The organism is Persicitalea jodogahamensis (assembly GCF_014651615.1).
Taxonomy (GTDB): Bacteria; Bacteroidota; Bacteroidia; order Cytophagales; family Spirosomataceae; genus Persicitalea; species Persicitalea jodogahamensis.
In genome coordinates, this window is sequence record NZ_BMXF01000001.1 from 777,731 (window position 1) to 803,767 (window position 26,037).

Genomic DNA, 26,037 nt, shown 5'->3' on the forward strand with positions numbered 1-26,037 from the left:
AATCTGGTTTGAAAGCTTAGTGGTTCTACTGCGGGAAGCGGTTGTCGCAACTGATCGTAGTCGGGTACTTGCTGACTTGCCCCTAGCGATAATTCACTCCGCCCAATATTCATTTCATTCGATATGTCCGGAATATCTGTTTTCTGGGACAAAAGAATTGCCCCATCGCCCCTTCCCCGATTTGGGGTAGTTTGTTTGCGCACTCCGCTTGCGCTCGCCGGGTTCCGGGGCAATTCTTTCACCTTGATTTGTTCATCTGATTGTTTTCCTTGATTCTGGGTACTTTGGCCGCTCATTCCTCCCTGATCTCCTGCTGGTTGATTAGCTACACTATGATCACTGCCTTCCAAGCCAGGCTCATCATTATCTATATCTATGGTAGCACGGCGTAATGTCTCTGATTCTGATTGGTTGGCCGGGCTTTTAGCTTTCGCTTTTGGATGCTTTTGGTTGGAAGGTAATATCGTTGATGAAGAGGCGGCTTTGTTTTCAGCGCGGTCAACGGCACTGTTGTCTCCAGCATAGTAATAGTATCCACCCAGCCCCCCGATCATAAGCAACAATAAGCCAGCCAGCCAGGGCGTCGCTTTCCTGAACCACCAGCCGCCCACCACGCCATCGGCCTCGTCGAGGCGACGGCGCAGGCTATGCCAGTCGCTGGCTTCGTACCTGGGTTCAAACTCTTCGGCGGATTTACGGAAGAGCTCGTCCAGTTCTTTATCGGACAACTCTTTCATATGCTTCCATGCTTTTTTTGGCTAACATCTCTTTCAATTTTCCCCGCGCCCTTGATAGGTTCGACTTCGATGCTCCTACCGAGATTTCGAGCTCTGCGGCAATTTCTTCGTGCGTGTATCCATCCAGAACTGCCAGACTAAACACCATACGGTAAGCGGGTGGCAACAGTTGAATTAATTCAAGCAACTCTTCGTGTATCAGTCGGCTGACGGCACTTTCATTCACTGCCGCTACGTTGTCAGCTGAGCGGATGTCCTCATAAACCTGATGCTTGGCCTCGCGTCGGTACTGGTCCAGTGCCGTATTGATCAACACTCTGCCCAGCCAGGTTTTGAAAGGCCGTTTCTGATCGTAGGTTTCCAGTTTGGTAAATACCTTGAAAAAACCATCGTTTAGAATTTCCTGAGCTTCGTCCCGACTGCGGGCGTATCGCATGCAAAGGCTCATGGCATAGCCATAAAACTGCTTATAGAGCAGTTCCTGGCTACGACGATTCCCTTGCAAGCATCCGTCGAGCAGGTCAAGTATAGCGGCGGAGTTATGCTCGGACATGCTTCGTGGTTTTTTGGTAATACGGAGGTTTACGTGCCGGGGTTGCTTGTGTCATTGATTCACCCAAAAAACTTGTAGTTTTAACTTTTGTCAATCCAATCGGCTGATTGCTCCAACTTAGTGATATCGACTGAAAAATGCACATTTATAACCGATCGAGCCGTTTTAATGATTTATTTGTTTTGAATTTTTAAATAAGCTTCTTTTCCTTTTTAATGACGTATTTCCCAAAACCAGTTTTTTTACGCTGCACTCTCCTCTCTTTTGCCTGGATTTTAATTTGTCTTGGCAGCGTAGCTGCGCAGCCAGTTTCTTACACAACTGCCAATGCGCATTCGCACAATGACTACGAACAAAAAAGACCCTTCTATGCGGCCTACGAGCTAGGATTTGGCTCCATCGAAGCAGACGTCTTCTTGCAAGATGGGGTACTTTATGTTGCCCATAATATAGAAGACATCAAGCCGGAGCGTACTTTGAAAGTGCTCTATCTGGAACCTCTCCTCCAAAAAATTAGTGAAAACAAGGGGTTCCCCTACCCGCAGCGAAAGGAACTGCAACTGCTGATAGATATCAAGAATACGGGCCCTGCGACACTGGCTGCCCTGCAAAAGCTATTGTCGCCTTACCGTAAAGAACTGCGGCACGTCAGGATTGTCGTGAGCGGCGAAATGCCGCCGCCCGAGGAGATGTTTGCCCAGGATAAGCTCTTCACTTTTGATGGGCGAAAGGAATTGGTTTACCCCAAAAACGCCGCTTCTTACGTAGTTCTGGTAAGCAGTAGTATGCTTGGTTTTGGGAAATACTGGGACGGCCTTCAACCGCTAAATCAGGAAATGCGCAGTCGTATCGAAATTTTCGTGCAGTTGCAACACGCTCAAAAAAAATTAGTGCGTTTGTGGGCGACACCTAACACTGACCTAGGTTATCGGACTTTGAAGGAATTGGGTGTAGACTATATTGGCACCGACGATCTGGCGGGATTGGCAGCGTTTCTTGGCCAATAGAAGGGGAGTTAATAGAAAAGGGAGTGAAACTTAGCGTTTCACTCCCTTCTTTCATTTGTAAAGGGTACTTAACTACTTATCATTCAAAATAAGCGGCACCCCACCTTTACCTCCTCCCATGATGATGATCTTTGAATTGGGCGATTTTGCCAGTTCTTTCTGTGCATTGATCATCTCGTACTGCAACTGACGGTCGGTCAGACTGCTGGCGATGATGGTCTGGTAGTCGGAGATACCCTTGGCCTCTACGCGCTTGCGCTCGGCTTCCTGTTTTTCCTTTTGCAGCACAAATTCCATCTTCTGCGCATCCTGCTCGGCGTTGATCTTTGACTCGATGGTCTTTTTAACCGACTCGGGCAGGTTGATGTTGCGAATCAGGAGCTGCTCCAGAACAAGGCCCCGGTCTTTGAAATCCTTGGCAATAGTCTTGTAAATCCTGTCCTGAAACTCGTCGCGCTTTTTGGAATAGAGCGATACGGCATCGTAATAAACCGCGTTGTCGCGGATACGTGTCCGCGTTACGGGACGCACGATCTTGTCCTTGTAATCTCGCCCGATTTGCTTGAAAATGTTCGGAGCCTCGCTAGGCAGGATTTTGTACAAAACCGTCAGGTCTATAACTACCTCCAATCCATCGGCTGAAAGTACCCGGATGGCGTCGTCGCCTGACAAATCGCCTTCGGCGGTAGTAGCCGACATGGTATAGTTCTGAGTCTTGGTATCGAATATAGCGACATCTACCAGCGGATTGACGAAGTTCAGCCCATTTTCCAGCGTATTGGAGCTCACTTTTCCGAATAGCGACTGCACGCCGACGGTACCGGCGTCGATCTGCCGGATGCTGGCCGTAAGTGCCCCGACGAGAGCGATAACTATGCCCGCAATTTTGACGGGACGTGAATACTGCGAAACGGGCATTGAAGGCGTATTGATCGCAAAGCCCGCCACCAGAAGCAGCAGGCCAATGATAATAAAAAACATGATGATATTGGGTTAATTGGAAAGATTAAGAAACGGGAGCTCCCGCTTCGGAAGGCTCCCGCTCTGCAAAAAAATGCATCTGTAATTTACGAAAAAAAGCCGATCTATCCCCATAGTAGGGACGAACGGCTTTTTAACTCCATAAATCGTTCTCGTGTTATTCCAGCACCTCTATCTCGAAGACAAGCGGCGTATAGGGGGGAATCGTGCCACTCTGTGATCCGCTTTTTCCGTAACCGATAGCAGAAGGAAAAATAAGAACGGCTTTCTCGCCCCTGCGAAGGTGACTAATACCTTCTTCGAAACCTACGATAAACCCTCCGTTGCCTGTGGTGATAGAGAATGAACCTTTGTCAAATTCTTTGTCACTCAATAGCTTGCCTGTGTAATTTACGCTAACTGTCTTGCCCTTTCCGAGGGTATCTCCAGCTACGGTTTTTTGCCGAATGATTCTAACCCCTCTTGGGGTAGTTTCGGATATGGTATAGCCCTTCGTACTGATATAATCAGCGATTTGCTGTGCTTCGGTACGTACCTGCGCCAGCTCCAATTCGACCCGAACGGGCGAATATGCGGGCAGGTTATCATAGCCAACGTTGCCGAAGGCTAGATAAAAGGGCAGGAGCAAGGTCATTTTCTCACCTTCCTGCATTAAGCTTATACCGCGTTCAACGCCAAACAAGTGGTAGTTGGTGCCAAAGGTGAAGCGCAGCGGCTTTTTAGCTGCCGTCTCGGTACTGTCTATAACAGTGCCATCAAGTGTATAGATTTTACTGTATATAGCCACCTGATCGCCCACTTTCGCTTTTACTCCCTGCGGGTTAGACACTCTCTTGACATAATACATGCCCGAAGAATCCTTCGTAGCTGACAGGTTGTTTGTCGTCAAATAATCTTGAATGCTTTTTTCATTTTTTTCGAGTTGTTCTTCGTCGGTAAAATCCAAGGTCTTGTTGCAAGCGCCTAAGCCGAGCGCCAAAAGGATAAAAATTAAGAGATTGCTTTGATTGTGCTTCATTTTTTTGTTTTAGGTACAATAATCTGGTCCAGACGAATCTTCGAAAACTCCTTTCCAAACGATACGCTGAATCCGTGCAAAATAACGCAGAAGAATAGTGAAAATTCTCTGGCGACAGTTATAGAGAACCATCCGAGGCCTAAAACGTTGGAATGCCGGAGATAAAATTTTCTCTATCCCTTAATCTTTATTTTCTGTATTTTCTCATAGTACTTACACAGAGGCGTCAGGGCGCATTCGCTGCATTTTGGCGAGCGAGCTATACACACATAACGGCCATGTAGAATGAGCCAATGGTGGGCCTTCGGAACAAGGTCTTTCGGAATGTAGGCCATCAAATGCTTTTCGACAGCCAAAGGCGTGGTAGCCGTCAGTGGAGCCAGGCCAATGCGGTGCGAAACGCGGAACACGTGCGTGTCTACGGCCATCGTGGGCTGATTGAAAATAACAGAGGCGATCACATTAGCCGTTTTCCGACCTACGCCTGGTAAGCGTTGCAACTCGTCCACCTTGCCGGGTACTTCCGAGTTAAATTCTGCTACGAGCATTCTGCCCGTTCCAACGAGGTGCTTGCTTTTATTGTTAGGGTACGAAACCGACCGGATGTAAGTAAAGACCTCCTCAACGTCGGAAGCCGCCAATGCCTCTGGACCAGGAAATCGCTCGAATAGGGCAGGGGTTACAAGGTTAACGCGCTTATCAGTACATTGAGCTGAGAGAATAACCGAGATCAGTAATTCGTATGGATTGCGATAGTGAAGTTCAGTCTCTGGTTCAGGGAAGTACGTCGTAAAGTAGTCAATGAGTCCTTGAAAGCGTTCTTTTTTGCGCATTTTGGAAATAGGGATATTGGATAGGATTTTCTGGTTTATCACCAAGTGACTAGGGTACTTTTTAAATCGTCAAAGTTTAACCTTGAAACACAAAAAAAGCTAGTAACCGCTTCTGTGGCTAAGAAGCAGTTACTAGCAAAAGGGAAAAGCCAAAAATCTGGTTGCCTAGAAAGACAGGTCAGCGGTTTGGCTTGAAGGGTACTGTCGCGAGTAGCGCAGAATGTCATCGGTAGCCCGGCTGGAAGGCGTTCGAACAATGCGGTCCATTAAGGTCTGCAGTTCGAGCGAATCCAGATAAAAGGCGAGCATGTCAGAATCGGAGGTCAAAGCCTCAACGATTTCATTGTTTTCTTGAGGGGAAGTCTCGGCATAAAGATACCTGACTACATCATCGTAGGTAAACGTTTTTGTCATATTGCGGAGTACGTTGGCTGAATTGCTTGCGCAAGTTAATCAACGCGTAACGCATTCTCCCCAGTGCCGTATTGATACTCACTCCGGTGGCATCGGCAATTTCCTGAAAGCTCATTTCTTCGTAATGGCGCATTATCAGAACTTGCCGTTGTACCTCGGGCAGCCGCTGGATCATCTCCCGCAGTTGCTCGTGGGTCTCCTGTCGGATTTGGATCGATTCTACCGAATCTTCCGAGAAGTCCAGCGTGTTGAACACACTGCTTCCATCCTCGAACACTACGCTGGGGTAGCGTTTATCGCGTCTAAAATAGTCAATAGCGAGGTTGTGGGCGATTCGGACAATCCACGGCAAAAATTTACCCTCTTCATTGTACCTGCCTGACTTAATCGTATCGACTGCCTTGATGAAGGTGTCCTGCATCAAATCTTCGGCAACGTACTGATCTTTAACAATCAGGTAAATGGTAGTATAAATTCTCGACTTATGACGTTGAACTAGTTTCTCGAAAGCTTTTTCGTCACCACGGATGTACAGCGATACCAACTCACTGTCGCTAACTTGAAATTTCTGCATTGTATTTATTCGATTTAGTTAACGTAGAGCCGTGTATCTATATTGTTGCTGGTTTTAGTTTTGGTGAATGGACGATGGCTTTGTGCCTGAGTTGAGCGAGAATGTAAATCAAAAGTAATAGGTTTGACAACTACTTTGCAAACATTTATTTGGCTTTTTTAGAAAAATGCTTTGGATTACCCCCTGTCAACAACTTACTTACGCAAAATATATCGAAAAGGTTGCTTCCATATGATAAAATTTAAACATAAGGTCATTTTAGGAAAAAATAGCATTATCCAAACATGATCTGGATTTTTTAAACGGGAGCGTGTCTAATTTAGTTCTACAGCTTTACATCATTTTTCGTACCAAAATGATAATTTTGCTTTCCTTAAATCAAAACTAATTGATAATGAAGTACCAGAAACATGTTTTTGTCTGCACCAATCAAAAAGATTCTCCCAAAAAAAGCTGCGGGGCCGTGCACGGCGCGGAACTTGTTGCGGCTTTCAAAGACACCATGAAAGAGCGCGACCTGCTGCCCGCCATGCGTGCCCAGCCTACGGGCTGTCTTGATGTTTGCGGCAAGGGCCCCTCGGTCATTGTCTATCCTGAGGGAATCATGTATGGCAATGTGCAATTGTCGGATGTTGAAGAAATCGTGCAAAGCCACCTTGTGGACAACCAGCCCGTCGAAAGGCTTAAACTAGATTTTTGATTTTGGCGCATTATCGCCTGACAAAACCAAGGTGAGCGGAGCATAAATTCTGTTTTCGGATACGAAATCGTGGTTTTTTTCGAAAAATATTAAGATATGTCGTACTTTTCGCCCCATTTGTCTTCGTAACGATGAACACTCATCACAGCCACTGCTTCACCCATTAAATGAGCCTAGTTAAGACTGTTTTTCTTGTAGATGACGACCAGGACGATCGCTTTTTTCTTCGCCAGGCCATCGAGGAAGCGGGCGCGTCGATTGATATTGTTGAGGCTGAAAATGGTCTTGAACTTCTGTCTCTGATCCAGCAGGATAAGCTAACGTCGATTACGCTTATCCTGCTGGATATGAATATGCCCAAAATGAATGGATTGGAAACGATTGCAGCTATTCGCTCCGATCCCAAAATATCCTCCGTCCCGGTGGTAATGATCTCGACTTCCTCGAACCCCAATCTGATTGAGTCGGCGTATCGGGCTGGGGTCAATAATTTCATTACCAAGCCTAGCTCGTTCGAAGGGTTCACCGATCTGAGCCACCAATTAATTAATAGCTTTCTATCTTAAATTAAGGCTTTTCTTATCCTTACTAATACAGTTTCTATCTGAAGCTGACGATCCAATTCAGGAATGCTGCGCTATTGGGCAGCCCGTAAGAACTCAGTACTATGAATCGCAATACCCCAGGCTTTTCTTTACCTAAATCACCATCCGGCATCAAAGGTCTGGATGAAATCACCGAAGGCGGCCTACCCACAGGTCGGCCTACACTGATCTGCGGATCAGCCGGATCGGGAAAAACGTTGTTTTCAATGGAATTCCTGGTGCATGGCGCCATGGAGTTCGGTGAACCGGGCGTATTCGTGGCTTTCGAAGAAAAGACGGATGAACTGGCGTTGAATGTTGCTTCGCTTGGTTTTGACCTGGAGAAGCTTCAAGCTGAAAAACTCATTAAGCTGGATCACGTGCAGGTGGAGCGCAGCGAAATCGAAGAGACGGGTGAGTACGACCTCGATGGATTATTTATCCGCCTGGGATATGCGATAGACAGCATCGGGGCAAAGCGTGTAGTACTGGATACCATCGAAAGCCTTTTTTCAGGCCTGACCAACCTCGCCATCCTACGCGCCGAACTACGGCGGCTCTTCGAATGGCTCAAAGAGAAGGGGGTGACGACCATACTCACAGGCGAGCAGGGTGAGGGTACGCTCACTCGTCAGGGTTTGGAAGAGTACGTTTCCGATTGCGTCATAGCGCTTGACCATCGGATCGTCAACAAAATCTCGACGCGATTGCTTCGCATAGTCAAGTACCGAGGGTCGGTGCATGGCACAAACGAATACCCTTTCCTCATCGACGCAGAGGGCATTTCCATTTTGCCTGTAACGTCTCTTACACTCTGGCATGAAGTTTCAAATGCCCGGATCTCTTCGGGCATCGACAGCCTCGACAAGATGCTGGGCGGTGAGGGTTTTTTCAAAGGAGGAAGTGTGCTGGTTTCGGGTACTGCAGGTACCGGAAAAACGAACATCGCCGCGACCTTTGTCGATGCGGCTTGTCTTCGGGGCGAGCGCTGCCTTTATTTTGCCTTTGAGGAATCTCCGCAGCAGATCATCCGCAATATGAAGTCGATAGGGATGAATCTGCGGGAGCACGTGGATGCAGGCTTGCTCAGATTTCAGGCTGCACGTCCCACGATGCATGGCCTTGAGATGCATTTGGTGGCTATTCATAAGGAAGTGCTTAAGTTTCAACCAGAGGTGATGGTGCTGGATCCAATCACCAACCTGATCACTGTAGGGTCGGTTAGTGAAGTGAAAAGTATGCTGATCCGCCTGATCGATTTTCTGCAGAGTCGAGGGGTCACAGTCATGTTTACGGCATTGTCGCTGGTCGAAAACTTTAGTGAACAGACCGTCGAAAATGTGTCGTCATTGGTGGATGCTTGGCTGCTCGTGCGTGATATAGAAGCCAATGGTGAGCGCAACCGGGGTATGTACGTAATGAAGTCGCGTGGTATGAAGCACTCCAATCAGATACGGGAGTTCGTTATTTCTGATGAAGGTTTGGAGTTAGTGGACGTGTATCTCGGTCCGGAGGGGGTTCTGACGGGTTCTGCGCGGCAAGCGCAGCAATTGCTGGAAAAAACCGGGGCTGTATTGCACGACCACGCGGTGTCCCGCAAAGACCGTGAAATCGAGCGTAAGAAGAAAGTTCTGGAGTCTAAAATCGCCAGTCTGAAAGAAGAATTTGACTCGGTTCAGGAAGAGCTAAATAAAACATACATCGAGGAACAATTAAAGAAGGAAGTCATCGAGAAGAATCGGAAGGAGATGGCAAAGAACCGTGGTAATAAGGGGTAACCGGCAGCGGTGTGCTACTACGGCCAGTGGTTCTTTCGGTTGGTGAGACGACTTGTGCAGGTCAATCAGTGATTCCTTTAGGAATGATAATTGTGAAGAAAATAGAATGCAAAACGACGACGAAATCTGGGAGCTAAGGCTGTATATAGCCGGGAAGACTACAAAATCGGTGACGGCTCTTAAGAATCTTAAAAACTATTGTGAGACACACTTGAAGGGTAAATACACAATAGAGGTGATTGATCTGTTGGTTCAGCCTCAGCTCGCTGAGGGCGACCAAATATTTGCCATTCCTACGCTTGTAAAAAAAGTGCCGGAACCTATTCGTAAAATCATCGGCGATCTTTCTAACGAAGAAAAAGTACTCGTCGGCCTGAACATACGCCCCGCTAAGAAATTGGAATGAGCGATCTCGTGGATTCGATGCTGGAAGAAGCGGAGGACGCAAGCCGCCATTACGAGCTGCGGCTGTTCATTGCCGGGGCGTCGGTCAATTCACGGCGGGCGATAGCCAACCTGCGGGAAATCTGCGATCATTATCTGAAAGACAAATATTCTCTCGAAATCATCGACGTTCACCAACAGAAAGAGATAGCCGAACGTGAACAATTAATTGCCCTGCCGCTTTTGGTCAAAAGTTACCCGCTGCCCCAGCGCCGGTTGATCGGTGATATGTCTGATACCATGAAAGTACTTCGGGGCCTGGGTATTTCAACTGCCAGCTAATGAATGATTCCCGGATTTATGAAGATTTGAGGCGAGAAAATGAGGAGCTCCGGTTGCAACTGGAAGAGGCTACCGACACCATCGAGGCTATCCGTACCGGACAGGTAGATGCGCTCGTAGTTAAGGGACCAAACGAAGAACACCAGCTTTATACACTCAAGACTGCCGACCAAAACTACCGGGTTTTTATTGAGAAAATGAACGAAGGAGCTGTAACCCTCAACCAGGAGGGGCTCATCGTTTACTGCAACACGATGTTTGCCCAAATCATTGGCCTGCCGCTCTCAGGTATTATCGGTGCCGCTTTCGAATCCTTCGTCTCCCCTGAATGTCTGGACGTTTTTCGTGATGTTTTTGGGAAAGGCTGGACAGGCGACAGCAAAACGGAAATTGACGTACTCGATGGTTCCAGGTATGTTCCTTGTCTGCTGTCGGTCACTACGCTGCAGCTAGACGAGGGACCGGCTTTGAGCGTTATTATCACGGATCTTAGCTTTCAGAAGGAGACCCAACAGCTTCTAAAGTCGAAAAACGCATCCTTAGCGGCTATCAATGCAGAGTTGGAAGCTAGCAATCACGATCTGCAGCAGTTTGCCTCGGTAGCATCGCATGATTTGCAGGAGCCATTACGCAAAATCCTGATATTCTCGACCATGCTGCGCGACAAGCATGAATTGTCAGATAGGAGTGCAATGTTCTTGGAGAAAATTATTTCATCCTCCGAGAGGATGCGGGCTATGATTATCGACATCCTGAGTTATTCCAGACTTTCAACGAACGAAAATTATTTCGAACTCATTAGTTTGCAGGAGGTAGTTACGGAAGTACTGGACGATTACGAAATATTGATCAAAGAAAAGAATGCGACTTTCGTGATTGAAGAACTTCCCCGAATAGAAGCCAACCGGGGACAGATCAAGCAAGTGTTCCAAAACTTGATCAGTAATTCGCTCAAATTCAGCCACCCTGATAAACCTCCTGTTATCAAAATTGCGAGTCGCAAAGTAGGCAAAGGAATGTACCGCACCACTTTGACCGACAATGGAATCGGCTTTGATGAAAAATATCGAGATAAGATTTTTTCGTTATTTGAGAGGCTGAACGCCAAAGACAAATTTGAGGGTTCAGGCATCGGCCTGGCCATAACAAAAAAAATTATCGACAAACATAACGGGACTATCGCCGCTCTTAGTCGGGCGGAGGAAGGGGCTACTTTCATCATAACATTGCCTAGGTATCAGCCCAATCAGTAATGAGATAGAATTGAGCCATTTATATACAACAATCGCTCTGTAATCCGATGATTGGTCCAAGGAACATGGCTTTCATGGCTTTATAGTATTGAGGCGTAGCAAGCATAGCGATAATCCGCATGGACTGTCACCGAAGCTCCGTTTAAAAAGAAAATATTACCGCAAATCTCATAATTAGTATGACCCTACAAGAAAATATAACCTTGCCCAAGCGCCACGCGCGTCCGTTCATTGGGGAAGAAATGAAGCTCACTGGCTGGGAGGATGTCCAACCCTTTTACGAAGACCTCAAAAAACGCGAGATTGCCAATGTCGCAGATTTACGGCAGTGGTTTCTGGACCGCAGCGAACTGGAATCGTATTTGTCTGAGAATTTCGCCTGGCGTTACATTCGGCAGACCTGCGATACCGCAAATGAGAAACTAATTGAGTCATTGCAATTTTTCATTAGCGAAATACAGCCTAAACTGGCGGTTTATGGTAACGATCTCGATAAGAAAGCTGCCAGCAGCCCTTTCCTGCCGGAACTGACAGATACCGGCTTTGACATTACTATTCGCAGTATGAAGAAGGCCATCGAAATTTTCCGCGATGAAAACGTACCGCTCCAGACCCAGCTGCAAACCGAAGAACAAAAATATGGATCCATCGCAGGAGCGATGACCGTAACGCTCGACGGCGAAGAGATGACACTGCAAAAGGCAGGCGACCGCCTGTACAGCATAAACCGGTCTATACGGGAAGAAGCATGGCGGGCCATTAGCGAACGACGCTATCAGGACCACGAAAAGCTGGACTTGCTACTGAACACATTGGTGAAACTGCGCGACGAAGTAGGCCGGAACGCGGGTTTTGTTAATTATCGCGACTATATGTTTGCGGCGATGGGACGCTTCGACTACACGCCTCAGGACTGTTTCGAGTTTCATGCTGCCGTCCGGGAGGCTGTAGTCCCGTTGCTCGACGACATGGCAAAGCAGCGCAAAGCAACCTTGCAGATAGACACCCTGCGCCCGTGGGATACAAAAGTAGATCCGCAAGGTCGAATGCCCCTCAAACCCTTTGAAAGTGGTGACGAACTGTTGGCCAAAACAATCCGCTGTTTCACCAGGCTCGACCCATTTCTGGGCGACTGCCTTCGCATCATGCAACAGATGGGGCACCTTGACTTGGAATCCCGAAAGGGGAAGGCGCCAGGGGGCTATAATTATCCGCTGGATGAAATCGGAGTGCCATTTATCTTTATGAATGCAACCTCCAATCTCAGGGATATGGTCACGCTGCTACACGAAGGAGGCCATGCCGTACACTCGTTGGTTACCCGTGATCTGGCCCTGAACTCGTTCAAACACACACCTTCGGAGGTCGCCGAACTCGCATCCATGTCGATGGAACTATTGACGATGGATTTTTGGGATGAATTCTTTGATAATGAGGAAGATCTTCGTCGCGCCAAGGTTCAGCATTTGGAATCCATTATCGAAACGTTGCCCTGGGTGGCCACAGTAGATAAATTTCAGCATTGGTTGTACGAAAACCCAGTCCATACCGACGCTGAGCGCACCGAAGCCTGGGTTGAGATTTATGAAGAATTCACGGATTCTGTAATGAACTGGGAAGGGCTTGAGAAATTCCGCGCTTATGGCTGGCAGCGGCAGTTGCACATTTACCAGGTACCTTTTTATTATATCGAATACGGCATTGCTCAGTTAGGAGCCATTGGTGTCTGGAAAAACTACCGTGAAAATCCAGAGCAAGGTTTAAAAGGTTACCTCGATGCGCTGAAATTGGGATACACGGCCCCGATCGGTAAGATTTACGAGGCTGCGCGCGTACCATTTGATTTTTCCAAAGCTCACATTACGGAACTGATGGAGTTTGTATGGGAGGAGCTGGAAACCTTGCAAGGGTAGGTATGCGAGCTTCTGTATGAACTTATTTCTATTTGTCTACAGGCAGTTCTCCTTGCGTCGTGTGTCGGTGATACCGGCAATTTTCCATCCGTTCTCTGTTTTCACGAGGGCGAATGCATTTACACCGCAGTGGCTGAATTTCTCGCCGAGGTAGAATTTGTAGGGTGCCCACACAGTCGCCACAGGACCATCTACTTGTGTTTTCAAGTCATAGATTCGTTCGTCCCACATTTCCTGGTGAGGCGTTCCGATGGCTTTTATGAACCCTGCGATCCCATTTTTGCTGGTTTTGACTTTTCCATCGGCGGCTATGGAAACGGATTGCAGCGTAGCGTCAGCCGTAAATGACTTCGCCACGAGCGAAGAGTCACCCGTTTTCATACCTACAAAAAGTTGATCCACGATTGCTTTTACCTCACTATGATCTGATTGGGCGAAAGCATCAGGAATCCCAAAAAGTAAAAAGTTAAGGCAGACTAAAACGGCTGCCGTCAATCGGTTGAGTTTCATTTAGGTTGGTATAGCGTTTTTGAATAAGATACCTTTGTTATTATAAATCAAGAGGCTTAGTTGCTAAGTCTGTGAAACTCCATCGACGTAACGACCCGTCCTAAATCTATGTCAGACAAAATAAACAAAAAGGTCAATATTAAGAACAAGCGTGCTTCGTTCGAATATTTTTTTCTCGACACTTTTTCTGCGGGCATAGTGCTCACCGGCACTGAAATAAAGTCCATACGACAGGGAAAGGTAAACTTTCAGGACGCCTACTGCCTTTTCATGGACGACGAACTTTTCGTGCGCAGTCTGCATATTTCGCCTTACACCGAAGGGACGCATTACAACCACGATCCTATCCGAGACCGCAAGTTGCTGATGACCAAGCGCGAACTCCGCAAACTGTCGGAAAGCATGAAAGATCAGGGGCTGACGATCATCCCAACGCGGATGTTTACTAACGACCGGGGGCTTGCTAAAATGGAGATAGCTCTGGCAAAGGGAAAGAAGCTGTATGACAAGCGTGACTCAATTAAAGAACGCGACGTCAAGCGCGAAACTGACCGGGCCGGGTACTGAATTTGGTGCTCCTTACAAAATTTTGTCAACATTTAAAGCCCTATTTACGTTAGTATGAGGTATATTTTCTAAATTGCCGGTAAAGAATTACCAAACATATCCCTATGGGCAGGAAAGTTTTGGTCCTCAATCAGGATTATAGTGCGTTGAGTGTATGTTCCGTACCGAAGGCTTTCCTATTGGTGTATATGCAAAAGGCTGACATGGTCGCCCATTCCCCCACGCACGTCCTGCGAACCGTGAGCGAAGCTTATCCCATGCCTACTGTGGTGCGCCTGCGACGGTACATCCATTTGCCTTACCGGGGCGTTATGATGACCCGCCAGAATATATTCAAGCGTGACGGGAACCGCTGCCAATACTGCGGTACCAACGACAACCTTACCCTCGATCACGTACTACCTAAGTCGCGCGGTGGCAAAACAAATTGGGACAACCTTGCCACAGCCTGCAAACGCTGCAATTCCCGTAAAGGAGACTACACACCCGAGGAAGCTGCCATGCCGCTCAGGCAGCGCCCTTTTCGTCCTTCCTTCCTGATGTTTATCCGGGATCTGTCGGGTGCCGTTGACGAGGGCTGGCTGCCTTATCTGGGCGCCAAGGAAGCTGCCTACTGATCCATTATTATCGCAAATGTTTTTTCGAAAGGGTTTGTTTTGAAAAAAACACTACCTTTGCGGTCTGTTTTCCAAAAAAAGTTTCGTTTTTCATCAATTTCAGCCCATTCGTCCGGGGGTTGATGTATTTCAGGGCGGTTCTTCTCATTATTTATGGCAAAAATTAAGAAAGATTTAGTGGTTCCCGATTTTAACTGGGAAACGGCTGACGACAAGGGGTTTGGTACAGGATATTCAGACGCAGATCGCTCACGACTGGAAGAAATGTACGGCGACACGATTTCTCCCATTCAGGAGAAAGAAGTGCTGAAAGGCTCGGTGGTAGGTATTACCGACCGTGAAGTGATTTTGAACATCGGCTTTAAGTCTGATGGTATCGTGTCTTCCAACGAATTCCGCGACCTTCCCGACCTGAAAATTGGCGACGAGGTAGAGGTGTACGTAGAAACCCAGGAAGATTCTAATGGGCAGTTGATCCTCTCGCGCAAAAAAGCGAAAGTAATTACAGCCTGGAATAACATTCAGGAGTCGTTTGACGGCGACAAAATAATGGACGCCACTGTGAAGCGCCGCACCAAAGGTGGTCTGATCGTGGACGTATACGGAATCGAGGCCTTCTTGCCTGGTTCTCAAATCGACGTGAAGCCTATCCGTGATTTCGATGTTTTCGTTGGTAAGCGCATGGAGGTGAAAGTCGTGAAAATCAACCATGCTAACGATAACGTGGTGGTTTCGCATAAGATATTGATCGAGAAAGATCTCGAGGCTCAGCGTCAGTTGATCCTCAACAACCTCGAAAAAGGTCAGGTACTGGAAGGTATCATCAAGAATATGACCAATTTCGGCGCGTTCATCGACCTCGGAGGGGTAGATGGTCTATTGCACATCACAGATATTTCGTGGGGCCGAATCGGTCACCCATCCGATGTGCTGTCGCTGGATCAGAAAATGAATGTCGTAGTCTTGGACTTCGATGAAGCCAAGAAACGTATCTCTTTGGGCTTGAAGCAACTGCAGGCACATCCATGGGACTCTCTGCCAGAAGATATGGGCGTAGGGACCAAAGTGAAAGGCCGCATTGTAAATGTAGCTGACTACGGCGCATTCCTCGAAATCATTCCGGGTGTGGAAGGTTTGATTCACGTATCCGAAATGTCGTGGTCACAACATCTTCGCAACCCACAGGAATTCCTGAAAGTGAACGACGAGCTGGATGCTGTGATCCTGACGATGGATCTCAATGATCGCAAGATGTCGTTAGGCATTAAGCAGCTTACCGAAGATCCCTGGACACAGGATTCATTGCAGGAGAAATATGCCATCGGTAGCCGTCACACGGGTATCGTCCGCAACCTCACTAACTTCGGCCTGTTCCTTGAGCTGGAAGAAGGAATCGACGGACTTGTACACGTATCGGATCTTTCCTGGACCAAAAAGGTTAAGCATCCTTCTGACTTTATCAAAGTAGGGGAGAACCTTGACGTGGTGGTGCTCGAACTGGACGCCACTAATCGTCGCCTGGCTCTTGGTCACAAGCAATTGGAAGAAAATCCATGGGATACTTTCGAGACGCTCTTTGTCCCGGGTTCAGTGCATCGTTGCACAGTACTTTTCAAAGGCGATAAGTTCGCAACGCTTGAGTTGCCCTATGGTATCGAAGGTATTGTAGCCATCAAGAACCTGGCGAAAGAAGACGGCTCTATGCCCGAAATCGGTGAAAGCCTTGACTTCATGGTTCTGGAGTATTCGAAAGAAGAGAAGAAAATTGTGTTGTCGCATGCTAAGGTGTGGCAGGGAGGTACTGTGGAAGCAAAAGCTTCCAAGAAGTCGTCGAAATCCGCGGCCAGTACATCTTCAGGTTCTGCTTCCAGCCAGGGTGGTGAAAACGACAAGACTACCTTTGGTGACCTGGACATACTATCAGCTTTAAGGGAGCAGATGGAAGGTTCGGAGCAAAAAGGCAAGAACTCCCCTAAAAAGGATGAAAAGCCTGCTGCCAAGAAAGAAGAGAATGCTAGTGACGATCCCCGGAAGACGGACACGGCTGAAGAGGTGATAGAGAAGCCACTTAGTGAGGAGGTAGAGGCTGATGCCGAAGCTGCTATTGCGAAGGCGGACATCAACCCTGTAGCTGATAAACTGGACGCCAAAATTGCCGAAGCAAAGGCAGATAATTCAGAATCGACGGAAGCACCGGAGGCCGAGCCCGTATCGGAAGAAGCGACGACAGACGTTGAGAAGATGAACGCCGAGAAAGTAGCAGAAGCCGAAGAAGGAATGGCTGATGCGAAGGCGGAAGAGGTGAAAGCCGAAAAAGAAGAGAAATAAGCGGATCGCATCCGAATAATTTCTAAATTTGCCGTCCAGTCGCGGGCGAAAGCGGGCGACCGGATGGCAAAAATGGTTCCGTGGCCGAGTGGCTAGGCAGAGGTCTGCAAAACCTCGTACAGCGGTTCGAATCCGCTCGGAACCTCACCACTTTTTTATTTGTAGAGATTGGAAAAATACCATTTGTAAAAGTCAAAACAATTGGCTCATACAAATGGTATTTTTTTGTGATACGCTGGGCCAGAATCCTAAATATTGGGCTGTTTTACGGTGTTTGCTGATCGTCTACCTTAGAAAAAATATAAATAGGATGGTCAGGCAAAATATAGACCGAATCCTTTTGTGGATAAAAAATCGTGGAGTAGATTTGCGCGTTGATTCGGCATAGATACCTACAAAATGAGCATACTGGTAGCGAAGAAGACCTTTTTAAAGAAAAAATCACCCCTTGAAATGAAACGATTTATTGCAGGACTGCTACTCTTCTGTCTTCCCTTGTTTGCCCTCGCACAGGATCCTGCCCCGGCGGGCGATGCTGCAAGCGGCGACGTGGCTAATGGTGAAACCATTTTTAAACAAAACTGTGCCAGCTGCCACAATACCTCGGCCGAAAAATCGGTGGGCCCTGGTCTGAAAGGCGTACAGCAACGGCACGAATTTCCCTGGTTGGTCAAATGGATTCACAACTCGCAGGCTATGATTGCAGCAGGTGATCCGGCGGCTGTGGCCTTATATAAACAGTATAACCAAGCCCAGATGACCAGTTTCCCGAACTTATCGGAAACTGATATTAAGGACATCCTCGCTTACGTCGAAGAAGCCAACGCGGCTCCGGCGGCGGTGGCAGGTGCTCCGGCAGCGGCGGGTGCCCCGGCAGCTCAGTCTGGTGCTCCATCCGATCTTTTTGTACTAGTATTGGTCGCACTTTTAGTTGTGATGCTTCTCGTGCTAGGAGTTCTGCTGGTAGTTGTAACACTCCTTTCCAAAGCGGTAAGTGGGGATGCGGCAGCGGGGCAGACAGGTACCCCTTTCATGGAGCGATTGAAAGGTACGCTCACCAAAACTGCCAATAACCCTGCGATTCGTTCGGCGACAATTTGGGTTTTTGTATTACTAGTTACCAAAGCCCTCATTGACGGAGCATTTAACGTTGGTGTTCATCAAGGATATGCGCCTAAGCAGCCTATCGCCTACTCGCACAAGCTACACGCTGGAGAGTACAAAATTGATTGCAACTACTGCCACACGGGTGCCAACCGAAGCCGTTCGGCTCACATCCCTTCTGCCAACATTTGTATGAATTGCCATGGAGTGATCAAGAAAGAGTCTCCGGAGATTCAGAAAATTTACGCAGCCATTGAGAACAATCAACCCATCGAATGGGTACGCGTCCATAACTTGCCTGATTTTGCCTACTTCAACCACGCTCAACACGTCAACGTAGGCGGACTGGAATGTCAGCAGTGTCATGGCGAGATCCAGAATATGGAAGTCGTCGAGCAACGGTCTTCACTCACGATGGGCTGGTGCATCGATTGTCACAGAAAGACGGATGTCAACACCAAAGGGAATGCTTACTACGACAAACTTGTGCAGGTGCACAATGAGGGAAGCAAAGAGAATCTAAAAGTAGCTGACATTGGTGGGTTGGAATGCTCAAAGTGCCACTATTAATTCAGTTGAATGTCAACCATGAAAGTCATTTATAGTCAGGCTGGACAGGGTGAGATATAAGTTTAGCCTGATAATAATTCCAAAAGAGAGATTCGTATAGAACAGTTTTATGGAACATACTAATAAGAGGTACTGGAAAGGTCTGGAAGAGTTGAGAAACGATAAGGACTTTGTCAGAAATGCCAATAGTGAATTTGCCCCCGCCCCTCCCGCAGAGAAAGAATACGAAAGCCTGGTTGACGGCATGGGTACCCACCGCCGGGACTTCCTGAAAGTACTGGGTTTTGGTATGGCGGCGGTATCGCTCGCTGCCTGCGAAACGCCCGTTCGTTATGCTGTTCCTTATCTTAACAAGCCCGAAGGCGAATTTCCAACCATCGCTAACTGGTATGCTTCAACTTACGCTGAAGGGGGCGACTATGCCAGCGTATTGGTCAAGACTCGTGAAGGCCGCCCTATAAAGCTCGAACCGAATAATCTTTCCAGTATTTCCAGTGGAGTAAGTGCCCGGATTCACGGCTCGTTGCTTAGCTTGTATGATAATGAAAAACTAAAAGGTCCTGCCAAGGGTTCGGATACCAAGGTTAGCTGGGATCAGGTAGATAAGGAAATTATGTCGCAGCTTGCCAAAGTAGCGGCAGGTGGCACGCCTATTCGGCTTATTTCTTCAACTATTATAAGCCCATCGACAAAGGCTGTTGTTGCTGATTTTGTTGCGAAATATCCCGCAACATCGCACATCCAGTATGACGCTAATTCAGCTTCTGCTCTTTTGAAAGCTAATGGCGGCAAGGTGCCTGCGTACGATTTTAGCAAAGCCAAAACTATCGTCAGCATCGACGCTGACTTTCTCGGTACTTGGATTGCGCCTATCGCTTTTGCTAAACAGTATGCCGAAACGCGTAAACTGAGCAGTGCTAAAGGTGGTAAAAAAGACATGTCCCGGCATTACCAGTTCGAGTCACAGCTTTCGCTCACTGGTTCCAATGCCGACTATCGCGCGGCGGTGAAGCCTTCGCAGATTGGTCTGCTAGTAGCTGCTCTTTATAATAAAGTTGCTGGCAAAATGGGGGCGAGTTCAATTTCAGCTGCTGCTGTCAACGTTCCTCATCTCGACCAAGCCGCCGCTGACCTGATTGCTTCCAAGGGACAGGCTCTGGTAGTTTGCGGTGTAAATGATATCAACGTCCAGAATTTGGTTCGCTCGCTAAATAGCATGTTGGGTAGCAATGGCAACACTATATCTGGCGCCGCTTACAATCTGCGCCAGGGTGACGATGTTGCCATGAATGGCTTTATTGACGAGCTGAAAGGTGGCCGTGTGGGCGCAGTTATGTTCTTGGATGCCAATCCGGTTTACGATCATCCCCGTGGCGCCGAAATTGCAGCTGCACTACCTAAGGTGCCACTGAGCATTTCTTTTGCCGATCGGGCGGACGAAACGGCATCTCTGACAAAATACATTTGTCCCGCTTCCCACTATCTCGAGTCATGGGGAGATGCTGAACCAAGAAGTGGATATTACAGCCTTCTTCAGCCTACTATCAGTCTAATATTCAATACAAGACAAGCGCAGTCTAGTCTGCTGAAATGGGCAGGTAAGAACGAAGACTACCATGAATACGTAAAATCCTACTGGCGCAGCAACATATACACGCAGGCTTCAGGCGGAGGATTTGATCAATTCTGGATGAAAGCGCTGCACGATGGTGTATTTGAACCTAAATCTGGTTCAACATCAAGTACTTCTGACGCTACGCCGGCAAGCCAGCCGTTGGCAACCTCTACAAGTGTGGCGCCGTTGGCGAGCAGTTCTGACGATGCAGCTGCAATTAGCAAAACTTATAAGGCCAATGGCTCAGGTCTTGAATTGGTGCTCTACGAAAAAGTGGGTATGGGTACCGGGAATCTGGCTAACAACCCTTGGATTCAGGAATTTCCTGATCCTGTTACCAAAGCTTGCTGGGACAACTACGCCTGTCTTTCAAAAGCCACTGCTTCCGAGCTTGGTGTGGAGCAAGGCGATCTTGTTAAACTTGATTATAAAGGAAAAGCACTGGAATTGCCCGTGGTTGTCCAACCTGGACAGGCAGCAGGCACTGTGGCAGTAGCTATTGGGTATGGCCGTGAGAAGGCAGGAAAATCGGCAGATGGTGTTGGTGTAAATGTGTATCCCTGGGCTACCTTTAATAACGGCTACCTTTCGTTTCGTCCGGGAGAAGTCACTTTGACAAAAAGTGGTGGCACCAAAGATATCGCTCAAACCCAAACCCATGACACTGTTATGGGGCGTGAATCAGTATTGCAGGATGCCGTCCTGGGCGACTATCAGAAAAATGTCATGGCGGGCCGCTTTATCCCTGAAGTGGAGACCTCCGAAGGTCCGAAGGAAGCAACGGATATCACTCTTTGGGATGGCCACGAATACAAGAACCACTCTTGGGGCATGGTTATCGATTTGAATTCCTGCACGGGTTGTGGTGCTTGCGTCATCGGTTGTCAGTCAGAGAACAACGTGGCAGTCGTGGGGCGTCAAGAGGTGATAAATCGCCGCGAGATGCATTGGATTCGTATTGATCGCTATTACAGCAGTAAGTCGGCGGAAAGCATCGATGATCTGGAGGAAGCAGCGGAAAATCCCGAAGTGACTTTCCAGCCGCTGATGTGCCAACACTGCAATAACGCACCTTGCGAAACAGTCTGCCCTGTACTGGCCACTACGCATAGTTCAGAAGGTCTGAACCAGATGACCTATAACCGTTGCGTGGGTACACGGTACTGCGCTAACAACTGTCCGTTCAAAGTACGCCGCTTCAACTGGTTCAAGTATTTTGATAGTGACGACTTCGATTACAATTTCAACAACGATCTCGGGAAAATGGTTATCAATCCCGAAGTGACGGTCCGCTCACGTGGGGTGATTGAAAAATGTTCGATGTGTGTGCAACGAATTCAAGAAGGGAAGCTCAATGCCAAGAAAGCCAGAAGACGTCCGGTAGATGGTGAGATCGATACTGCTTGTGCGCAGACCTGCCCCACTAATGCCATTACTTTTGGTGACATGAACGATCCTGAAAGCCGTATTTCCAAAGTACTTGAAGTGGAACGTGAAGGACGCGCCTTCCATATGCTGGAAGAAATCAACGTACGTCCGCAGATCTCATACCTTACTAAGATCCGTAACAAGGCCGCCGAAGCACCGGGGATGGCCGATGCTTGATCATTGATAAATAGCAATTAAATATAATAAAATTTTAGCCGTATGCATGTTACCTCACCCGTAAGACCGCCGCTCGTTACCGGCGCTAAAACGTACGCCGACGTAACGGAAGATATTTGCCGCCATGTGGAGGCCAAGCCCACCAAAGAGTGGTGGGTTGCATTTATTATCTCTGTGGTCGTTCTCATTTATGGTACCGCCTGCGTTTTCTGGACATGGTGGGAAGGCCTGGGTGTTTGGGGATTGAACAAAACTGTCGGTTGGGCATGGGATATCACCAACTTTGTATGGTGGGTAGGTATCGGTCACGCCGGTACTCTTATTTCGGCTATTCTCCTGCTTTTCCGTCAAAAATGGCGGACATCCATCAACCGGGCGGCAGAGGCAATGACAATCTTCGCAGTACTTTGCGCAGCCTCCTTCATTCTTATGCACATGGGCCGTCCATGGATGGCTTACTGGGCATTACCATTACCCAATGCTTTTGGTTCTCTTTGGGTTAACTTCAACTCACCCCTGGTTTGGGACGTGTTTGCCATCAGTACTTACTTTTCAGTTTCGCTGGTTTTTTGGTACATCGGTCTTATTCCTGACCTGGCTACCATCCGGGACCGGGCCCGCAACAAAGTATCTCGTTTCATTTATGGTTCACTAGCAATGGGATGGAACGGCTCGGCCAAAACCTGGGCGCGTTATGAATACATCAGCTTGATTTTGGCGGGTCTGGCTACACCATTGGTACTTTCAGTACACACCATTGTAAGTATGGACTTTGCCACCTCAGTTATTCCTGGCTGGCACACGACTATCTTCCCACCCTATTTTGTAGCGGGCGCTATCTTCTCGGGTTTCGCTATGGTGCAAAACCTGATGCTTATCACACGCGTCGTTTATAAGCTGGAAGACTACATCACGCTGGAGCATATTGAGTCAATGAATAAAGTTATCACGCTCACGGGATCAATCGTAGGGGTAGCTTATCTGACTGAGTTTTTTATTGCCTGGTATTCGGGAGTGGAATACGAAAGTTATGCATTCATCAACCGCGCCACTGGACCTTACTGGTGGGCTTACGCCACAATGATGACTTGTAACGTCGTATCGCCGCAGCTCTTCTGGTCAAGGGCCATCCGCCGCAGCGTCACCTGGACGTTCTTTATCTCCGTAATCGTAAACATTGGTATGTGGTTTGAGCGATTCGTAATTATCGTTACTTCACTGCACCGCGATTACCTGCCATCGAGCTGGGCGATGTTCTCGCCGACCATGTTTGACATCGGAGATTATATTTTCTCGTTCGGCTTCTTTTTCACGCTGTTCCTGCTATTCTCCAAATTCCTTCCGGTAGTTAACATGGCGGAGGTAAAAGCAGTCCTTCGTTCCTCGTCAGAAACTCTGCCCAAAAAAGTGGCGGGTGTTGCCAAAGGTGAGCGCATGACCAGCCCAACGTACAATAAAGACGTTCAGTAATTTTCAATCATCAGTATCATGGCAAATTCTCACGGTAAATATTTGGTTGGAGTGTACGACGACGACGAAGTCATCTTGCATGCCGTTCCCAAGCTTCGCAAAGCGGGAGTTAAGATTTCAGAAGTGTATTCTCCTTTCGCCATTCATGGCATGGATGACGCTTTGGGGCACCCTCGTACACGCATCGGTATTGCTGCTTTTCTATTTGGTGTCACGGGTTGTATTTGTGCCCTGACGCTGACCATATGGACAATGGGTATCGACTGGCCGATGATTGTCGGCGGTAAAGACCCAATCTCTATACCCAACTATATTCCTATCACTTTTGAGTTGACGGTGCTTTTCACCGCCTTTGGAATGGTAACGGTGTTTTTCATTACCAATGGCTTGGGGCCCAGCTTAGTTAATCCCAATATGTTTGACCCCCGGTCGACTGACAACAAATTCGTGATGGCTATCGATTTGAAGGGCAATCGAATGACGGAAGCCGAAATCACACAACAATTGCGGGAAACTGGAGCCGAGGAGGTGAACATCAAACAATTCTAATTTAGCGGATGATGAATTTTAAATTTAAATATGTAATCGCCGTTGTTGCTTTGGCCATTTTTGCCAGTAGTTGCGGACATGATTATAACGATACGGGTGTAGAGTATGCACCTAACATGTACTATCCAGTAGGTTATGAACCGTATCGTCAGATTGAAGCCAATCCTCTCAATCCAATGGGCTTGAACATGCGTCTCCCCGTAGCAGGTACGGTTTCCCGTGCCAACTATGATACGCAATTCGGTTCGGGTGATTCGGCTAAGGTGGACTTGATGATGTATAATATTCCCAGAGACAGCATTGGTATCGCCGAACGTACCTTAACAAATCCGGTACCACTAAATGAGAAAACGCTGGGTGAGGGCAAAGTTCTTTATGAAAGATATTGCCAGCACTGTCACGGTGCTGGTGGAGCAGGTGATGGAACCGTTGGCGCTGTTTATAAAGGGGTTCCTAATTATAAGGCTTTGGAATTGAATGATGGTCACGTCTTCCATGTAATAACCCACGGTAAAGGCCGGATGTGGCCGCACGGATCACAAGTTGACCCAGAAGAACGCTGGAAAATAGTTCATTACGTTCAACAGCTTCAAAAGCAGTAATTGATAATTAATTGGCGGAATCGAGTTTGTTTTTTATAAGTCGATGGCCAAATAAATTGTTCATTGTTAATCATCCATTTCGGTCCGCTACTGCGGTCTATTAAATAAAGATGGCATCAGTACACGCAATACCTTCCGTTGAGGAAGAGTTCATTTTTACCTCAGGAGCTAAAACCAAACTGCTTATTGGTGGCGGCATTGGACTCGCTATGGTCTTGATTGGCGCATTTTTGTTAGCCAATGGTTCGGGCCATGAAGCAGCTGAAGCCGCGCATGGTGCTGCGGCCGGAGCTGCCGAACATGGTGAGGAAGCTGCCCACGCAGGGAACTGGATGACCAGAATTTGGGCAAATATTTGGGTCAATGCTGTTTACTTTACGGGTATATCGGTAATAGGGATGTTCTTCATTTCTTACAACTACCTGGCAGAGGCCGGATGGTCAGCGGTGTTTAAACGCATTCCTGAAGCGATGCCTGCTTTTCTCCCCGTGACTTTCGTTATCATGTTGGTGACTTTTTTTCTAGGTGGCCATGATTTGTTTCACTGGACACACGAGGAATTGTTCGATCCAGGTAATAAACTTTACGATCCTATTATTGCCGGTAAGCAAAGCTTTCTCAATACGCCCTTCTTTCTGATCAGAATGGTGATCTACTTTGCTTCCTGGTATTTGCTGTGGAGGATCTTAAGAAATTTGTCTCTGGAAGAAGACCGTATCGGAGGCACGACCAACTACTACAAATCAATTCGTTATGGTACGGCATTTCTGGTAGTCTTCGCGATCACTTCATCCACGTCAGCATGGGATTTCGTAATGTCAATTGATACACACTGGTTCAGCACCATGTTCGGATGGTACACGCTGGCAAGCTGGCACGTAAGTGGCCTGGCGGTCATTACGCTGACCGTGGTCACGCTCCGGGAAATGGGATATCTTCGCGCAGTGAATAATAGTCACCTGCGTGACCTGGGTAAATTCGTTTTTGCTTTTAGCATCTTCTGGACCTATGTGTGGTTTGCTCAATTCCTGTTAATCTATTATGCCAACCTCCCTGAAGAAGCGATCTATTACCGTTCACGTTTCAGCGGTTACGGAGGCATCTACCAGGCGCCTTTTTTCATCAATCTTTTTCTAAACTTTTTCTTCCCCTTCCTAGTTTTAATGACTAGGGATTCGAAGATGACACATTCCATTTTGAAGGTAGCATGTTGGAGTGTTTTGATCGGACATTACTTTGATTTTTATACTAACATTATGCCTGGTTCAGTGGGTGCTAATGGTGGATTTGGACCGGTAGAGTTTGGTTTTATTCTGATCTTCGTTTGTGCCTTCATTTGGTCGGTTTCCAGTCAATTGACAAAGGCAAATCTGATTCCACGGAATCACCCAATGTTGGAAGAATCACTGCATCACGATATTGCTTAAAA

The 26,037-nt window shown here is 47.6% G+C and carries 23 protein-coding genes, 1 tRNA gene and 2 pseudogenes; 18 read left to right on the forward strand and 8 right to left on the reverse strand.

Annotation, left to right across the window (positions count from 1 at the left end; all coding sequences use genetic code 11):
* Both IE117_RS03150 and IE117_RS03155 read right to left on the reverse strand, forming a co-directional pair.
* Positions 1 to 737: pseudogene (locus IE117_RS03150) on the reverse strand (hypothetical protein); the annotation flags it as partial.
* Complete coding sequence (locus IE117_RS03155) at positions 718 to 1,290, reverse strand: RNA polymerase sigma factor (RefSeq protein WP_189562883.1); 573 nt, start codon at positions 1,288 to 1,290, stop codon at positions 718 to 720. The pseudogene IE117_RS03150 and the gene IE117_RS03155, both read right to left, overlap by 20 nt.
* A 215-nt stretch (positions 1,291 to 1,505) precedes the next feature.
* On the opposite strand from IE117_RS03155, the gene IE117_RS03160 reads away from it, so the two are divergent.
* Positions 1,506 to 2,297, forward strand: a complete 792-nt coding sequence (locus IE117_RS03160) for a PI-PLC domain-containing protein (RefSeq protein ID WP_189562884.1) — start codon at positions 1,506 to 1,508, stop codon at positions 2,295 to 2,297.
* A gap of 72 nt (positions 2,298 to 2,369) precedes the next feature.
* Here the strand turns inward: IE117_RS03160 and IE117_RS03165 are convergent, their stop codons facing one another.
* From IE117_RS03165 to IE117_RS03185, 5 genes are all read right to left on the reverse strand, one after another.
* Complete coding sequence (locus IE117_RS03165; protein WP_189562885.1) at positions 2,370 to 3,278, reverse strand: prohibitin family protein; 909 nt, start codon at positions 3,276 to 3,278, stop codon at positions 2,370 to 2,372.
* Positions 3,279 to 3,435: 157 nt separating this feature from the next.
* Positions 3,436 to 4,296, reverse strand: coding sequence for an FKBP-type peptidyl-prolyl cis-trans isomerase (locus IE117_RS03170; RefSeq protein WP_189562886.1), 861 nt, complete (start codon positions 4,294 to 4,296; stop codon positions 3,436 to 3,438).
* Between the two features lie 173 nt (positions 4,297 to 4,469).
* The gene (nth, locus tag IE117_RS03175) at positions 4,470 to 5,129 is read right to left on the reverse strand and encodes an endonuclease III (protein ID WP_189562887.1); all 660 of its coding nucleotides are present in this window, start codon (positions 5,127 to 5,129) and stop codon (positions 4,470 to 4,472) included.
* 165 nt (positions 5,130 to 5,294) lie between these two features.
* Positions 5,295 to 5,543, reverse strand: coding sequence for a hypothetical protein (locus IE117_RS03180; RefSeq protein WP_189562888.1), 249 nt, complete (start codon positions 5,541 to 5,543; stop codon positions 5,295 to 5,297).
* A complete protein-coding gene (locus IE117_RS03185) occupies positions 5,518 to 6,117 on the reverse strand; it encodes an RNA polymerase sigma factor (RefSeq protein ID WP_189562889.1) in 600 nt (199 codons plus the stop codon). Before IE117_RS03185 ends, IE117_RS03180 begins: the two co-directional genes overlap by 26 nt.
* A gap of 394 nt (positions 6,118 to 6,511) precedes the next feature.
* Here IE117_RS03185 and IE117_RS03190 point away from each other — a divergent pair, with 394 nt between their 5' ends.
* The 7 genes from IE117_RS03190 (at position 6,512) to IE117_RS03220 (ending at position 13,071) form a co-directional block, all read left to right on the forward strand.
* A complete protein-coding gene (locus IE117_RS03190) occupies positions 6,512 to 6,817 on the forward strand; it encodes a (2Fe-2S) ferredoxin domain-containing protein (RefSeq protein ID WP_189562890.1) in 306 nt (101 codons plus the stop codon).
* Between the two features lie 167 nt (positions 6,818 to 6,984).
* Complete coding sequence (locus tag IE117_RS03195; protein WP_189562891.1) at positions 6,985 to 7,383, forward strand: response regulator; 399 nt, start codon at positions 6,985 to 6,987, stop codon at positions 7,381 to 7,383.
* Between the two features lie 101 nt (positions 7,384 to 7,484).
* Positions 7,485 to 9,179: a circadian clock protein KaiC gene (kaiC, locus tag IE117_RS03200; protein WP_189562892.1), complete on the forward strand. Its 1,695-nt coding sequence runs from the start codon at positions 7,485 to 7,487 to the stop codon at positions 9,177 to 9,179.
* 106 nt (positions 9,180 to 9,285) lie between these two features.
* The gene (locus IE117_RS03205; RefSeq protein ID WP_189562893.1) at positions 9,286 to 9,585 is read left to right on the forward strand and encodes a circadian clock KaiB family protein; all 300 of its coding nucleotides are present in this window, start codon (positions 9,286 to 9,288) and stop codon (positions 9,583 to 9,585) included.
* A complete protein-coding gene (locus IE117_RS03210) occupies positions 9,582 to 9,905 on the forward strand; it encodes a circadian clock KaiB family protein (RefSeq protein WP_189562894.1) in 324 nt (107 codons plus the stop codon). The genes IE117_RS03205 and IE117_RS03210 overlap by 4 nt, the downstream gene beginning before the upstream one ends.
* A complete protein-coding gene (locus tag IE117_RS03215; RefSeq protein WP_189562895.1) occupies positions 9,905 to 11,158 on the forward strand; it encodes a sensor histidine kinase in 1,254 nt (417 codons plus the stop codon). The genes IE117_RS03210 and IE117_RS03215 overlap by 1 nt, the downstream gene beginning before the upstream one ends.
* Before the next feature lie 179 nt (positions 11,159 to 11,337).
* Positions 11,338 to 13,071: a M3 family oligoendopeptidase gene (locus IE117_RS03220; RefSeq protein WP_189562896.1), complete on the forward strand. Its 1,734-nt coding sequence runs from the start codon at positions 11,338 to 11,340 to the stop codon at positions 13,069 to 13,071.
* A 36-nt stretch (positions 13,072 to 13,107) separates the two neighbouring features.
* Here the strand turns inward: IE117_RS03220 and IE117_RS03225 are convergent, their stop codons facing one another.
* Positions 13,108 to 13,581 carry a nuclear transport factor 2 family protein gene (locus IE117_RS03225; protein WP_189562897.1) on the reverse strand — a complete coding sequence of 158 codons (474 nt, stop codon included), beginning with the start codon at positions 13,579 to 13,581 and terminating at the stop codon, positions 13,108 to 13,110.
* 108 nt (positions 13,582 to 13,689) lie between these two features.
* On the opposite strand from IE117_RS03225, the gene smpB reads away from it, so the two are divergent.
* The 10 genes and pseudogenes from smpB (at position 13,690) to IE117_RS03275 (ending at position 26,035) form a co-directional block, all read left to right on the forward strand.
* Positions 13,690 to 14,148 (forward strand): SsrA-binding protein SmpB, encoded by a 459-nt coding sequence (gene smpB / locus IE117_RS03230; RefSeq protein ID WP_189562898.1) that lies wholly within the window; start codon positions 13,690 to 13,692, stop codon positions 14,146 to 14,148.
* Between the two features lie 104 nt (positions 14,149 to 14,252).
* Complete coding sequence (locus IE117_RS03235) at positions 14,253 to 14,765, forward strand: HNH endonuclease (RefSeq protein ID WP_189562899.1); 513 nt, start codon at positions 14,253 to 14,255, stop codon at positions 14,763 to 14,765.
* 153 nt (positions 14,766 to 14,918) lie between these two features.
* A pseudogene (rpsA, locus tag IE117_RS03240) lies at positions 14,919 to 16,730 on the forward strand (30S ribosomal protein S1); the annotation flags it as partial.
* 437 nt (positions 16,731 to 17,167) lie between these two features.
* Positions 17,168 to 17,238: transfer RNA gene (locus IE117_RS03245), tRNA-Cys, on the forward strand.
* Between the two features lie 308 nt (positions 17,239 to 17,546).
* A complete protein-coding gene (locus IE117_RS03250) occupies positions 17,547 to 18,767 on the forward strand; it encodes a c-type cytochrome (RefSeq protein WP_189562901.1) in 1,221 nt (406 codons plus the stop codon).
* 109 nt (positions 18,768 to 18,876) lie between these two features.
* Positions 18,877 to 21,987, forward strand: a complete 3,111-nt coding sequence (locus tag IE117_RS03255) for a TAT-variant-translocated molybdopterin oxidoreductase (protein WP_189562902.1) — start codon at positions 18,877 to 18,879, stop codon at positions 21,985 to 21,987.
* Positions 21,988 to 22,029: 42 nt separating this feature from the next.
* Positions 22,030 to 23,457, forward strand: coding sequence for an NrfD/PsrC family molybdoenzyme membrane anchor subunit (nrfD, locus tag IE117_RS03260; RefSeq protein ID WP_189562903.1), 1,428 nt, complete (start codon positions 22,030 to 22,032; stop codon positions 23,455 to 23,457).
* An 18-nt stretch (positions 23,458 to 23,475) separates the two neighbouring features.
* A complete protein-coding gene (locus IE117_RS03265) occupies positions 23,476 to 24,006 on the forward strand; it encodes a DUF3341 domain-containing protein (protein WP_189562904.1) in 531 nt (176 codons plus the stop codon).
* 11 nt (positions 24,007 to 24,017) lie between these two features.
* Positions 24,018 to 24,608 (forward strand): c-type cytochrome, encoded by a 591-nt coding sequence (locus IE117_RS03270; protein WP_189564214.1) that lies wholly within the window; start codon positions 24,018 to 24,020, stop codon positions 24,606 to 24,608.
* A gap of 110 nt (positions 24,609 to 24,718) precedes the next feature.
* On the forward strand, positions 24,719 to 26,035 hold the full coding sequence (locus IE117_RS03275) for a quinol:cytochrome C oxidoreductase (protein ID WP_189562905.1): 1,317 nt from the start codon (positions 24,719 to 24,721) through the stop codon (positions 26,033 to 26,035).
* The last annotated feature ends 2 nt before the right edge of the window (positions 26,036 to 26,037 follow it).

What these genes read in the sequence shown, in the direction of transcription:
- smpB (WP_189562898.1), top strand. Translation starts at nt 13,690, where the DNA reads ATGTCAGACAAAATAAACAAAAAGGTCAATATTAAGAACAAGCGTGCT.
- IE117_RS03250 (WP_189562901.1), top strand. Translation starts at nt 17,547, where the DNA reads ATGAAACGATTTATTGCAGGACTGCTACTCTTCTGTCTTCCCTTGTTT.
- IE117_RS03185 (WP_189562889.1), bottom strand. Translation starts at nt 6,117, where the DNA reads ATGCAGAAATTTCAAGTTAGCGACAGTGAGTTGGTATCGCTGTACATC.
- IE117_RS03190 (WP_189562890.1), top strand. Translation starts at nt 6,512, where the DNA reads ATGAAGTACCAGAAACATGTTTTTGTCTGCACCAATCAAAAAGATTCT.
- IE117_RS03225 (WP_189562897.1), bottom strand. Translation starts at nt 13,581, where the DNA reads ATGAAACTCAACCGATTGACGGCAGCCGTTTTAGTCTGCCTTAACTTT.
- nth (WP_189562887.1), bottom strand. Translation starts at nt 5,129, where the DNA reads ATGCGCAAAAAAGAACGCTTTCAAGGACTCATTGACTACTTTACGACG.
- IE117_RS03195 (WP_189562891.1), top strand. Translation starts at nt 6,985, where the DNA reads ATGAGCCTAGTTAAGACTGTTTTTCTTGTAGATGACGACCAGGACGAT.
- IE117_RS03265 (WP_189562904.1), top strand. Translation starts at nt 23,476, where the DNA reads ATGGCAAATTCTCACGGTAAATATTTGGTTGGAGTGTACGACGACGAC.
- IE117_RS03170 (WP_189562886.1), bottom strand. Translation starts at nt 4,296, where the DNA reads ATGAAGCACAATCAAAGCAATCTCTTAATTTTTATCCTTTTGGCGCTC.
- IE117_RS03210 (WP_189562894.1), top strand. Translation starts at nt 9,582, where the DNA reads ATGAGCGATCTCGTGGATTCGATGCTGGAAGAAGCGGAGGACGCAAGC.
- IE117_RS03220 (WP_189562896.1), top strand. Translation starts at nt 11,338, where the DNA reads ATGACCCTACAAGAAAATATAACCTTGCCCAAGCGCCACGCGCGTCCG.
- IE117_RS03180 (WP_189562888.1), bottom strand. Translation starts at nt 5,543, where the DNA reads ATGACAAAAACGTTTACCTACGATGATGTAGTCAGGTATCTTTATGCC.
- IE117_RS03270 (WP_189564214.1), top strand. Translation starts at nt 24,018, where the DNA reads ATGAATTTTAAATTTAAATATGTAATCGCCGTTGTTGCTTTGGCCATT.
- nrfD (WP_189562903.1), top strand. Translation starts at nt 22,030, where the DNA reads ATGCATGTTACCTCACCCGTAAGACCGCCGCTCGTTACCGGCGCTAAA.
- IE117_RS03205 (WP_189562893.1), top strand. Translation starts at nt 9,286, where the DNA reads ATGCAAAACGACGACGAAATCTGGGAGCTAAGGCTGTATATAGCCGGG.
- IE117_RS03275 (WP_189562905.1), top strand. Translation starts at nt 24,719, where the DNA reads ATGGCATCAGTACACGCAATACCTTCCGTTGAGGAAGAGTTCATTTTT.
- IE117_RS03255 (WP_189562902.1), top strand. Translation starts at nt 18,877, where the DNA reads ATGGAACATACTAATAAGAGGTACTGGAAAGGTCTGGAAGAGTTGAGA.
- IE117_RS03215 (WP_189562895.1), top strand. Translation starts at nt 9,905, where the DNA reads ATGAATGATTCCCGGATTTATGAAGATTTGAGGCGAGAAAATGAGGAG.
- IE117_RS03235 (WP_189562899.1), top strand. Translation starts at nt 14,253, where the DNA reads ATGGGCAGGAAAGTTTTGGTCCTCAATCAGGATTATAGTGCGTTGAGT.
- kaiC (WP_189562892.1), top strand. Translation starts at nt 7,485, where the DNA reads ATGAATCGCAATACCCCAGGCTTTTCTTTACCTAAATCACCATCCGGC.
- IE117_RS03165 (WP_189562885.1), bottom strand. Translation starts at nt 3,278, where the DNA reads ATGTTTTTTATTATCATTGGCCTGCTGCTTCTGGTGGCGGGCTTTGCG.
- IE117_RS03160 (WP_189562884.1), top strand. Translation starts at nt 1,506, where the DNA reads ATGACGTATTTCCCAAAACCAGTTTTTTTACGCTGCACTCTCCTCTCT.
- IE117_RS03155 (WP_189562883.1), bottom strand. Translation starts at nt 1,290, where the DNA reads ATGTCCGAGCATAACTCCGCCGCTATACTTGACCTGCTCGACGGATGC.